The sequence below is a fragment of the Variovorax sp. SRS16 genome, from assembly GCF_901827165.1.
Classification (GTDB): domain Bacteria; phylum Pseudomonadota; class Gammaproteobacteria; order Burkholderiales; family Burkholderiaceae_C; genus Variovorax.
In genome coordinates, this window is sequence record NZ_LR594666.1 from 3,656,355 (window position 1) to 3,668,256 (window position 11,902).

Below are 11,902 nucleotides of genomic sequence, written 5' to 3' on the forward strand. Positions count from 1 at the left end.
GGGCAGACTTGTCGGGTTTTGCTCAAAGCCCCTTCATGAACAGCCCATCCGCGATCGATCCCGAGGACTTCCAGCGCCTGCTGAATCGCAATCTGAAGATCCCGATCATCGGCGGCCTGATCGGGGCGGTGGTCTTCGCGCTGCTCATCTTCTACCTGCTCTCGACGATCGCCTGGGTCGAACACACCGATCGCGTCACGCGCAGCGCCAGCGAGGTCCAGCGGCAGATCATCGATCTCGAAACCGGCATGCGCGGCTACCTGATCACGGGCGACACCAGCTTCCTCGAACCGTACGAAAGCGCCCTGCCCCGGGTCAGGATCGGCCTGGCGGCGCTCAGGACACTGGTCTCGGACAACCAGTCGCAAGTGGACCGCGTCGACCGCATCAGCGCGCTGCAGAACACCTGGAACGACTTCGCGCGCGAGATGATCGCGCTGCGCCGCGACGGCGGCGACTACCAGCAGCCGGTGGCGCTGGGCCGCGGCAAGCGGCTGACCGACGACGTCCGCGCCGAGTTCACCAACTTCATGAGCACCGAGCTGGCGCTGCGCTTCCAGCGCAACACCGAGGCGAACAACACCAGCTACGCGGTGGTCGGCGTGTTCGTCCTCTTCACCCTGGCAGTCACCGGCCTGCTGGCCTTTTTCGGACGCCGCCAGCTCATGCAGATGTCCCAAAGCTACGAAGGCGTGCTGCAGGGACAGGCCGCGCACGCCGAAATCCTTCAGCGGCAGGCCTGGTTGCGCACCGCGCAAACCGAGCTCACCGGCGAACTGGTCGGCGAGCTCGGCGCGCAGGAGATGGGCCGCAAGGTGCTGGCCTTCTTCGCGCGCCATGTCGGCAGCGTGGTCGGCGCGATGTATGTGCGCGAACGCCATGGCACGCTGCGGCGCGTGGCAAGCTACGGCTTCTCCGATGCGGCCGAAGCCACGCCGCAGGTGCTGTCCCCGAGCGAAGGCCTCGTCGGCCAGGCCGCCACCGAGAATCGGCTGATGCGGGTCGCGCCGGTCGAGGCCGCCTATTTCAAGGTCAACTCGGGCCTGGGCGGCAGCGCGCCGGCCGCGGCGCTGCTGCTGCCGGTGGCCAACGACGGCATCGTCAACGGCGTTGTCGAGCTCGGCATGCTCCAGGCCGTCGAAGAGCGCGGCACGGCCCTGCTGGAACTGGTGGCCGGCAACATCGGCAGCTCGGTTGCCGCCGCACGCTTTCGCGAGCAGCTGCAGGACGCATTGGCCGAAACCCAGCAGCTCAACGAGGAACTCCAGGTGCAGCAGGAAGAGCTGCGCACCGCCAACGAGGAACTCGAGGAGCAGTCGCGCGCCCTGCGCGCCTCGCAGGCCACGCTGGAGAACCAGCAGGCCGAGCTGGAGCAGACCAACAGCCAGCTGTCCGAACGCACCGAGGCCCTGGACCAGCGCAACGCCGCGCTGCGCCGCGTGCAGCAGGACCTCGAGGAGCGCGCCGACGAGCTGCAGCGCGCGAGCCGCTACAAGTCGGAATTCCTCGCCAACATGTCGCACGAGCTGCGCACGCCGCTCAATAGCGCGCTGATCCTTGCCAAGCTGCTCGGCGACAACACGCAGGGCAATCTGAGCGCGGAACAGGTGAAGTTCGCAGAGTCCATCTACGCCTCGGGCAACGACCTGCTGGTGCTGATCAACGACATCCTCGACATCGCCAAGGTCGAGGCCGGCAAGCTCGACCTGGTGGCCGAGGACGTCGCCATCGCACGGCTGGCAGCCAGCCTGGAGATGACCTTCACGCCGCTGGCGGCACAGAAGCACCTCGCCTTCCGGCTCGACGTGCGGCCCGGCGCGCCGGCCACGCTCGAGACCGACCGCCAGCGCGTCGAGCAGATCCTGAAGAACCTGCTGTCGAACGCCATCAAGTTCACCGAGCGCGGCGAAGTGACGTTGACCGTCTCCGGCGCGCCCGACGGCGGTGCGCTGTTCGCCGTGACCGACTCGGGCATCGGCATTCCACCGAGCCAGCAGGACGTGATCTTCGAGGCTTTCCGCCAGGCCGACGGCACCACCAGCCGCCGCTACGGCGGCACCGGCCTCGGCCTGTCGATCTCGCGCGACCTGACCCATCTGCTCGGCGGCGCGCTCAGCGTGCAGAGCGTGCCCGGCGAGGGCAGCACCTTCACGCTGCAGCTGCCGGCGCGGGCGCCGCAATCCAGGCAGCCGGCACCGCCAAGGCCCGCTGCCGGCACGCATCGCCCCGCCTTCGCCGCCGCGCCGATCGTGGCCCCCGCGCCGGCACCGGCGCCGCTCCAGCCGCCCTTCGCCGACGATCGCGCGCTGCCGCACGACCAGCGGCGCCGCGTGCTGGTGATCGAGGACGAGCCGCAGTTCGCGCACATCCTCTACGACCTCGCGCACGAGCTCGGCTACCGCTGCCTGGTCGCGCAGGGCGCAGCCGAGGGCTTCAGCCTCGCCGAGCAGTTCCTGCCCGATGCGATCCTGCTCGACATGCGCCTGCCCGACAGCCCCGGCCTGAGCGTGCTGCAGCATCTGAAGGACGATCCGCAGACGCGCCACATCCCCGTGCACGTGGTGTCCGCGCAGGACAACACCGAGGCCGCGATGCACATGGGCGCGATCGGCTACGCGCTCAAGCCGACCACGCGCGAACAGCTCACCCAGGTCTTCCGCAAGTTCGAGGAGAAGCTCACGCAGAAGGTCAAGACCGTGCTGCTGGTCGAGGACGATGCGCTGCAGCGCGAGAGCGTGGTCAGACTGATCGGCGACGAGGACGTCGTCATCACCGCGGTCGAGTCCGGCGAAGAGGCGATGGCGCTGCTGCGCACCCGCGTCTTCGACTGCATGGTCACCGACCTGCGCCTGCCCGACATGCAGGGCGCGGAGCTGCTCAAGCGGATGGCGACCGAGGAGATCTGCTCCTTCCCGCCGGTGATCGTCTACACCGGACGCAACCTCACGCACGCCGAGGAAGCCGAGCTGCTGCGCTATTCGCGCTCGATCATCATCAAGGGCGCGCGCTCGCCCGAGCGGCTGCTCGACGAGGTCACGCTGTTCCTGCACAAGGTCGAGGCCAGCATGTCGAGCGAACGCCAGACCATGCTGAAGACCGCGCGCGGCCGCGACCGCGTGTTCGAGGGCCGCTCGATCCTGCTGGTGGACGACGACGTGCGCAACATCTTCGCGCTCACCAGCGCGCTGGAGCAGCGCGGCGCGAAGGTGGAGATCGGCCGCAACGGCCGCGAGGCGCTCGAGAAGCTCGACCAGGTGCCCGACATCGACCTGGTGCTGATGGACGTGATGATGCCCGAGATGGACGGCCTCGAAGCCACGCGGCGCCTGCGCCAGGATCCGCGCTTCGGCAAGCTGCCGGTGATCGCCATCACTGCCAAGGCCATGAAGGACGACCAGGCACAGTGCCTGGCGGCCGGCGCCAGCGACTACCTCGCGAAGCCGGTCGACCTCGATCGCCTGTTCTCGCTGCTGCGCGTGTGGATGCCGAAGATGGAACGCCTGCCGTGAACCCTGCGAGCGAACCGCCGAGCGACACCGACATCGAGCTGCGGCTGCTGATGGAGGCGATCTACCTCAAGTACAGCCACGACTTCCGCGACTACACCGGTGCGTCACAGAAGCGGCGCGTGCTGTATGCGCTCGGCCAGCTCGACCTGCCGAGCATCTCGGCGCTGCAGGACAAGGTGCTGCGCGACCCGGCCGTCTTCAGCCGGCTCCTGCAATTCCTCACCATCCCGGTGAGCGAGATGTTCCGCGACCCGGCGTATTTCCTCGCGCTGCGCCGGCAGGTGGTGCCGGTCCTGCAGACCTATCCGTCGATCAAGATCTGGGTCGCCGGCTGCAGCACCGGCGAGGAAGTGTTCTCGCTCGCCATCCTGCTCGAGGAAGAAGGCCTGCTCGCGCGCAGCCGCATCTATGCCACTGACATCAACCCCACGTCGCTCGAAAAGGCGCGCCAGGGCATCTTCCCGCTCGAGGCGGTGCGCGGCTACACCGCCAACTACCAGCGCGCCGGCGGCCGGCGTGCCTTCTCGGACTACTACACGGCCGCCTACGACGCCGCGCGCTTCGACCCCGCGCTGTGCGCCGACGTGATCTTCGCCGACCACAGCCTGGCGACCGACAGCGTGTTCGCCGAGACGCAGCTCGTGTCCTGCCGCAATGTGCTGATCTACTTCAATCGCCAGCTGCAGGACCGCGCGCTGGGCCTTTTCCACGAGTCGCTGTGCCATCGCGGCTTCCTCGGCCTCGGCGCCAAGGAGAGCATCGACTTCTCCCGCCATGCCGCAAGCTTCGACGCGCTGTCGCGCGCGGAGCGCATCTACCGCAAGGCATCATGAAGCGCATTCCCCAGATCGCGCGCCGCATCGATGCCGCCGTGATCGGTGCCTCGGCCGGCGGCGTCGACGCGCTCCTGACCCTGCTGCACGAGCTGCCGACGCACTGGAAGCTGCCGCTGGTGGTCGTCATCCATCTGCCCGAAGGCCACGAGAGCCGGCTGGCCGATGTGTTCAGCCACCGCGTACCCTTCGCCGTGCGCGAAGCCGAGGACAAGGTGCCGGTCACCGATGGCACGCTGCATTTCGCGCCGCCGGGCTACCACCTGTCGATCGAGCGCGACCGCCGCTTCTCGCTGAGCTGCGAGCCGCCGGTGCTGTTCTCGCGGCCGTCCATCGACCTGTTGATGGCTTCCGCCTCCGATGTCTATGGCTCGGCCCTGGCCGGCCTGCTGCTCACGGGTGCCAACGAGGACGGCGCCGAAGGCCTGCTGCAGATCCACCGCGCGGGCGGCCTGACCGCGGTGCAGGACCCGATGGAGGCGCAGGTCGCCACCATGCCGCAGGCGGCACTGCGCCGCCATGCCCCCGACTTCATGCTGCCGCTGCGCGAGATGCGCACCCTGCTCCTGCGACTGGACGCCGCCCATGCACTTTGATGTCGAAAGCAAGCTGCTGATCGTCGACGACCTGCCCGAGAACCTGCTGGCGCTGGAAGCGCTGATCCGCGGCCCGGAGCGCCAGGTCTTCAAGGCGAACTCGGCCGAGCAGGCACTCGACCTGCTGCTGGCGCACGAGTTCGCGCTCGCGATCCTCGACGTCCAGATGCCGGGCATGAACGGCTTCGAACTGGCCGAGATGATGCGCGGCACCGAGCGCACGCGGCATATCCCGATCATCTTCGTGAGCGCGGCCGGCAGCGAGATGAACTACGCCTTCACGGGCTACGAGAGCGGCGCGGTCGACTTCCTGCAGAAGCCGCTGGACGCCCACGTGGTGTGCAGCAAGGTCAGCGTGTTCGTCGATCTGCACCGGCACCGCAAGGCGCTCAAGCGCGAGATGGAGGCGCTGGCCGCCTCGAACCGCCAGCAGGAGCTGCTGGTGCAGAAGCTGCAGTGCGCCCAGTGCGAACTCGAACGCGCGGTGCGCATGCGCGACGACTTCATGTCGATGGTCTCGCACGAGCTGCGCACGCCGCTCAACACGCTGTACCTGGAGACGCAGGTGCGCAAGCTCCACCTCGCCAAGGGCAACCTCGCGCCCTTCGACGCCGAGCGGCTGCCCGCGATGATCGAGCGCGATCAGCGCCAGATCCGCAGCATGGTGCGGCTGATCGACGACATGCTCGACGTCACCCGCATGCGCAGCGGCGCGCTGTCGATCGAGCCGAAGCCGATCGGCCTGTCGGCGCTGGCGCGGCGCGTGACGGAAAGCCTGGCCCAGCAGGCCGAAGCCGCCGGCTGCGCGATCGGCGTCGATGCCGAGGACGGCGTCGACGGCACCTGGGACGAGTTCCGCATCGAGCAGGTGCTGACCAACCTGCTGACCAACGCGCTGCGCTACGGCGGCGGCCGGCCGGTGCAGGTGTCGGTGCGGCAGGTGGGCGACAGTGCGCAGATCAGCGTGCGCGACCAGGGCATCGGCATCGCGCCCGAAGACCACGCGCGCATCTTCGAACAGTTCGAGCGCACCGACGACAGCCGCAAGCACGCGCCCGGGCTCGGGCTGGGGCTCTTCATCACGCGCCAGATCGTGCGCCTGCACGGCGGCGAGATCACGCTGGAGAGCCGCCCCGGCGAGGGCGCGCTGTTCCGCGTGAGCCTGCCGCTGCAGCCCCCGCCGCAGACCGGCTGAAGCCCGCCGAACGCCGCCGCGGGAAGACGCCGCGGCCATGAGAAAATGCACGGTTTCCCCCGAACACCGTCAGGACACTCCCATGGATGCAGAACAAATCAACCAAATCGGCGCCACCCTTGCGGACCTGAGCGCCCGCACGGTCGATTTACGGAGGTATCTTTGACTACGATGCCAAAGCCGAACGCCTGAGGACCGTGGTCGCGTCGCTCGAAGACCCGACCGTCTGGAACGACCCCAAGAAGGCCCAGGACCTGGGCCGCGAGAAGAAATCCCTCGACGACGTGGTGGTCACGCTCGACCGGCTCACCAGCGGCCTCTCGGACAACACCGAGCTCTACGAGATGTCGAAGGAAGACGGCGACATGGACGGCCTGCAGTCGATCGCCGACGACGCGGCCACGCTCGAGGCCGACATCAAGCAACTCGAGTTCCGCCGGATGTTCAACAACCCGGCCGATCCGCTGAATGCCTTCGTCGACATCCAGGCCGGCGCCGGCGGCACCGAGGCCTGCGACTGGGCCAGCATGCTGCTGCGCCAGTACCTCAAGTACGCCGAGCGCAAGGGCTTCAAGACCCAGATCGAGGACGAGACACCGGGCGACACCGCCGGCATCAAGGGCGCGACCATCAAGGTCGAGGGCGACTACGCCTTCGGCCTGCTGCGCACCGAGACCGGCGTGCACCGGCTGGTGCGCAAGTCGCCCTTCGACTCCTCGGGCGGACGGCACACCAGCTTCGCCAGCATCTTCGTCTACCCGGAGATCGACGACTCGATCGAGATCGACATCAACCCGTCCGACGTGCGTGTCGACACCTTCCGCGCCAGCGGCGCCGGCGGCCAGCACATCAACAAGACCGACTCGGCCGTGCGCCTGACTCACCTTCCGACCGGCATCGTGGTGCAGTGCCAGGACGGCCGCAGCCAGCACAGCAACCGCGACGTCGCCTGGAAGCGGCTGCGCTCGCGCCTGTACGACCACGAGATGCGCAAGCGCCAGGAAGAGCAGCAGAAGCTCGAGGACAGCAAGACCGATGTCGGCTGGGGCCACCAGATCCGCAGCTACGTGCTGGACAACAGCCGCATCAAGGACCTGCGCACCAACGTCGAGGTGTCGGCCACGCAGAAGGTGCTGGACGGCGATCTCGATGTGTTCATCGAAGCCTCGCTCAAGCAGGGCGTATAGCGTGGCGCACATCCCCAAGCTGCGCGCGCCGGGAACGGAAGCGCTGATCTTCGACATGGACGGCACCATGGTCGACTCCATGCCCTGGCACGCCAGGGCGTGGGTCGAGTTCGGACGCCGCCGCGGCCTGGCCATCGACATCCCCGACTTCATGCGCCGCACCAACGGCCGCACGGCCTTCGAGTGCGCCTGCGAGCTGATGGGCCGCGAGGTCAGCGAAGCCGAGAGCGCCGAGATCACGCACCAGAAGGAATCGATCTACCGCGAGCTCTTCGGCGCCGAGTTCCGCGAGGTCGCGGGCTTTCGCGCGTTCGCACGCGCGGCGGCCGCGCGCGGCCTGAAGACCGCGGTCGGCACGGCCGGCGACAAGCACAACATCACCTTCACGATGTCGCTGCTGGCGCTCGATCCGCCGCCGCTCGCGATCGTGGGCGGCGACGAAGGCCTGCCCGGCAAGCCGCAGCCGGCGATCTTCCTCGAAGCCGCGCGCCGCATCGGCGTGTCGCCGTCGCGCTGTATCGTGTTCGAGGACGCGCCCTTCGGCATCGAGGCCGCACGCCGCGGCGGCATGCAGGCGGTGGCGATCTGCAGCAGCCACAGCGCCGAACAACTCGCGGGGCCGCACGTGATTGCGGCCGTGCGTGACTACGAAGAACTCGCAAACTCAAAATTTCTGGAGACACTCGATGCTGTTGCGTGATGCTCAAGGCCAGCCCGTCGCGATCCGTCGCGAGGACTATGCCGCCCCCGCCTACTGGATCGACACCGTCGAGCTGACCTTCGACCTCGATCCGGCCAAGACGCGCGTGCTCAACCGCATGCGCCTGCGCCGCAATCCCGACGTGCATGCGCAGCCGCTGCGCCTGGACGGCGACGAACTCAACCTCGCGCGCGTGCTGGTCGACGGCCAGGGCGCGTCCTTCCGCATGGAGGCCGACCAGCTCGTGATCGACAACCTGCCCGAGACCTTCGAGCTGGAGATCTTCACCACCTGCTGCCCGGCCAAGAACACCAAGCTCATGGGCCTGTTCGTCAGCGAGGACACCTTCTTCACCCAGTGCGAGGCCGAGGGCTTCCGCCGCATCACCTACTTCCTCGACCGGCCCGACGTGATGGCCAGCTACACGGTCACGCTGCGCGCTGCCAAGGCCGCCTATCCCGTGCTGCTGTCGAACGGCAACCTGGTCGAGCAAGGTGAGCTGCCCGAGGGCCGCCACTTCGCGAAATGGGTCGATCCTTTCAAGAAGCCGAGCTACCTGTTCGCGCTGGTCGCCGGCAAGCTGGTAGCGCGCGAGCAGCGCATCCGCGCGCGCAACGGCCGCGACCATCTGCTGCAGGTCTACGTGCGCGCCGGCGACCTCGACAAGACCGAGCACGCGATGAACTCGCTGATCCACTCGGTGACCTGGGACGAGGCGCGCTTCGGCCTGCCGCTGGACCTCGACCGCTTCATGATCGTCGCCACCAGCGACTTCAATATGGGTGCGATGGAAAACAAGGGCCTGAACATCTTCAACACGAAGTACGTTCTGGCCAACCAGGCCACGGCCACCGATGCCGACTACGGCAACATCGAAAGCGTCGTCGGCCACGAGTACTTCCACAACTGGAGCGGCGACCGCGTGACCTGCCGCGACTGGTTCCAGCTCTCGCTCAAGGAAGGCCTCACGGTGTTCCGCGACCAGGAGTTCAGCCAGGACCTGTGCGCCGACGCCTCGGCGCGCGCCGTCAAGCGCATCGAGGACGTGCGCGTGCTGCGCACCGCGCAGTTCCCCGAGGACGCGGGGCCGATGGCGCATCCGGTGCGGCCCGACAGCTACATCGAGATCAGCAACTTCTACACCGTCACCATCTACGAGAAGGGTGCCGAGGTGGTGCGCATGATGCAGACGCTGGTCGGCCGCAAGGGCTTCGAGCGCGGCATCACGCTGTACTTCGAGCGCCACGACGGCCAGGCCGTGACCTGCGACGACTTCGCGCAGGCCATCGCCGATGCCAACCCCGACTCCGACCTCGCACGCCTCCTGCCGCAGTTCAAGCGCTGGTACGGCCAGGCCGGCACGCCGCGCCTCGCGGCCCAGGGCGTGTACGACGCGCAGGCCCGCACCTACACGCTGAACTTCATCCAGAGCTGCCCGCCGACGCCGGGCCAGCCGGTGAAGGAAGCCTTCGTGATTCCGGTCAACCTCGGCCTGCTGAGCGCCGACGGCCGCGAACTGCCGCTGCGGCTCGAGGGCGAACAGAGCGCCAGCCAGGGCACGCGCACGCTGGTCCTCACGCGCGACAGCGAGCAGGTCGTCTTCGTCGACGTCGATGCCGAGCCGGTGCCCTCGATCCTGCGCGGCTTCAGCGCGCCGGTGATCCTCGACCACGACTACAGCGACCAACAGTTGCTCACGCTGCTGGCCAACGACCCCGACCCCTTCAACCGCTGGGAAGCCGGCCAGCGCCTGGCGCTGCGCTCGGCGATGCAGGCGATCAACGCGCCCGCCGCCGACGGCACGCAGGCGTTGCTCGGCGATGCGTACATCGAAGCGATGCGCCGCGTGCTGCGCGATCCGAAGCTCGATGCGGCGTTCAAGGATCTGGTGCTCACCCTGCCCTCCGAGACCTACATCGCCGAGCACCTGGAATCGGTCGATCCGCAGCGCGTGCACGCGGTGCGCGAAGGCATGCGCGCGCAGCTGGCCACCGCGCTCTTCGCCGAATGGGAAGAGGCCTATGCACAGAACCACGACACCGGCGCCTACCGGCCCGACCCGGCCTCGTCGGGCCGCCGCGCGCTCGCGGGCCTGGCCCTCGCCCACCTGTGCCTCGCGGCGCGCGCCTCGGGCGATGCCGTGTGGCCGGGCAAGACGCTGCAGCGCTTCAAGGACGCCGGCAACATGACCGACCGCTTCAATGCGCTGAGCGCGCTGGTCTCCTCGGGCCATGCATTGGCAGCGCAGGCGCTGGCGCGCTTCCACGCCATCTTCAAGGACGAGGCGCTGGTGATCGACAAGTGGTTCTCGCTGCAGGCCGGCGCGCCCGACCGCGGCGGCGACATCCTGCCGCTGGTCAAGCAGCTGATGAAGCACCCCGACTTCTCGATCAAGAACCCGAACCGCGCGCGCAGCGTGATCTTCAGCTATTGCAGCGCCAACCCCGGCGCGCTGCACCGGCCCGATGCCGCGGGCTACGTGTTCTGGAGCGACCGCGTGATCGAGCTCGACGCCATCAACCCGCAGGTGGCCGCACGGCTCGCGCGCGCGCTCGACCGCTGGAGCAAGCTGGCCGAACCTTATCGCAGCGCGGCGCGCGAGGCGATCGCGCGCGTGGCCGCCAAACCCGACCTCAGCAAGGACACGCACGAAGTCGTTACCCGGGCGCTGGCGGGCTGAGCCTCGGCCGCGAACCATTTCTCTTTGATTCATCCATGGCTCAACACCACAAGATTTCACTCACCCGCTACCTCGTCGAACAGCAACGCGCCGACGGCCTCATCCCCGGGCAACTGCGCCTCCTGCTCGAAGTCGTCGCGCGCGCCTGCAAGAGCATCAGCCAGGCCGTCAACAAGGGCGCGCTCGGCGGCGTGCTCGGCACGGCCGAGAGCGAGAACGTGCAGGGCGAGATCCAGAAGAAGCTCGACATCATCGCCAACGAGGTGCTGATCGAGGCCAACGAATGGGGCGGCCACCTCGCCGCCATGGCCAGCGAGGAAATGGACAGCATCTACGTGGTGCCCAACCGCTACCCGCAGGGCGAATACCTGCTGCTGTTCGATCCGCTCGACGGCTCGAGCAACATCGACGTCAACGTCAGCATCGGCACCATCTTCAGCGTGCTCAAGAAGCCCGACGACACACCCGGCGTGCAGGAGGCCGACTTCCTGCAGGCCGGCAGCCGGCAGGTCGCCGCGGGCTACTGCATCTACGGCCCGCAGACCACGCTGGTGCTGACCGTGGGCGCCGGCGTCGCCATGTTCACGCTCGACCGCGAGCAGGGCTCCTTCATGCTCACGCAGGAGGACATCCAGATCCCGGCCGACACGAAGGAATTCGCGGTCAACATGAGCAACATGCGCCACTGGGACGCCCCGGTGAAGCGCTACATCGACGAATGCCTGGCCGGCAAGGAAGGCCCGCGCGGCAAGGACTTCAACATGCGCTGGATCGCCAGCATGGTCGCCGACGTGCACCGCATCCTGATGCGCGGCGGCGTCTTCATGTACCCGTGGGACAAGCGCGAGCCCGAGAAGGCCGGCAAGCTGCGCCTGATGTACGAGGCCAACCCCATGAGCTGGCTGGTCGAACAGGCCGGCGGCGCGGCTACCAATGGGCGCAAGCGCATCCTCGATCTGGCGCCATCGAAGCTGCATGAACGGGTGGCCGTGGTGCTCGGCTCGAAAAACGAGGTCGAGCGGCTGACGGGGTACCACGAACCGCTATAATCGCGGGCTTAGCCGGTGTAGCTCAGTCGGTAGAGCAGCTCATTCGTAATGAGAAGGTCGGGTGTTCGATTCATCTCTCCGGCACCAATATAGATAAGGCTCTGTTGCTATCAAAATGGTAGCAACAGAGCCATTTTCTTTGGCGATGTAACG

General features: G+C 67.8%; 8 protein-coding genes and 1 tRNA gene. All 9 read left to right on the forward strand.

The features are described from left to right. Nucleotides 1-35: 35 nt before the first annotated feature. The gene (locus E5P2_RS17740; RefSeq protein ID WP_162568424.1) at nt 36-3,509 is read left to right on the forward strand and encodes a response regulator; all 3,474 of its coding nucleotides are present in this window, start codon (nt 36-38) and stop codon (nt 3,507-3,509) included. 50 nt (nt 3,510-3,559) lie between these two features. Then, on the forward strand, nt 3,560-4,342 hold the full coding sequence (locus E5P2_RS17745; protein WP_162570540.1) for a CheR family methyltransferase: 783 nt from the start codon (nt 3,560-3,562) through the stop codon (nt 4,340-4,342). Further along, nucleotides 4,339-4,938 carry a chemotaxis protein CheB gene (locus E5P2_RS17750; RefSeq protein WP_162568425.1) on the forward strand — a complete coding sequence of 200 codons (600 nt, stop codon included), beginning with the start codon at nt 4,339-4,341 and terminating at the stop codon, nt 4,936-4,938. Before E5P2_RS17745 ends, E5P2_RS17750 begins: the two co-directional genes overlap by 4 nt. Next, entirely contained in the window at nt 4,928-6,133 is a 1,206-nt protein-coding gene (locus E5P2_RS17755; protein WP_162568426.1) for a hybrid sensor histidine kinase/response regulator, read from the forward strand. The genes E5P2_RS17750 and E5P2_RS17755 overlap by 11 nt, the downstream gene beginning before the upstream one ends. An 82-nt stretch (nt 6,134-6,215) precedes the next feature. Next, nucleotides 6,216-7,320 (forward strand): peptide chain release factor 2 gene (prfB, locus tag E5P2_RS17760; protein ID WP_162568427.1). Its coding sequence is split into 2 segments (ribosomal slippage): nt 6,216-6,296 and nt 6,298-7,320, totalling 1,104 coding nucleotides; the frame shifts between segments, so codons are not numbered across the junction. A 1-nt stretch (nt 7,321) separates the two neighbouring features. Then, the gene (locus tag E5P2_RS17765) at nt 7,322-8,020 is read left to right on the forward strand and encodes an HAD family hydrolase (RefSeq protein WP_269475687.1); all 699 of its coding nucleotides are present in this window, start codon (nt 7,322-7,324) and stop codon (nt 8,018-8,020) included. Next, nucleotides 8,007-10,700 (forward strand): aminopeptidase N, encoded by a 2,694-nt coding sequence (pepN, locus tag E5P2_RS17770; protein ID WP_162568429.1) that lies wholly within the window; start codon nt 8,007-8,009, stop codon nt 10,698-10,700. Before E5P2_RS17765 ends, pepN begins: the two co-directional genes overlap by 14 nt. A 35-nt stretch (nt 10,701-10,735) precedes the next feature. Beyond that, nucleotides 10,736-11,749: a class 1 fructose-bisphosphatase gene (locus tag E5P2_RS17775; protein ID WP_162568430.1), complete on the forward strand. Its 1,014-nt coding sequence runs from the start codon at nt 10,736-10,738 to the stop codon at nt 11,747-11,749. 11 nt (nt 11,750-11,760) lie between these two features. Continuing rightward, nucleotides 11,761-11,836, forward strand: a tRNA-Thr gene (locus tag E5P2_RS17780). Nucleotides 11,837-11,902 lie beyond the last annotated feature (66 nt).

What these genes read in the sequence shown, in the direction of transcription:
- E5P2_RS17740 (WP_162568424.1), top strand. Translation starts at nt 36, where the DNA reads ATGAACAGCCCATCCGCGATCGATCCCGAGGACTTCCAGCGCCTGCTG.
- E5P2_RS17745 (WP_162570540.1), top strand. Translation starts at nt 3,560, where the DNA reads ATGGAGGCGATCTACCTCAAGTACAGCCACGACTTCCGCGACTACACC.
- E5P2_RS17750 (WP_162568425.1), top strand. Translation starts at nt 4,339, where the DNA reads ATGAAGCGCATTCCCCAGATCGCGCGCCGCATCGATGCCGCCGTGATC.
- E5P2_RS17755 (WP_162568426.1), top strand. Translation starts at nt 4,928, where the DNA reads ATGCACTTTGATGTCGAAAGCAAGCTGCTGATCGTCGACGACCTGCCC.
- pepN (WP_162568429.1), top strand. Translation starts at nt 8,007, where the DNA reads ATGCTGTTGCGTGATGCTCAAGGCCAGCCCGTCGCGATCCGTCGCGAG.
- E5P2_RS17775 (WP_162568430.1), top strand. Translation starts at nt 10,736, where the DNA reads ATGGCTCAACACCACAAGATTTCACTCACCCGCTACCTCGTCGAACAG.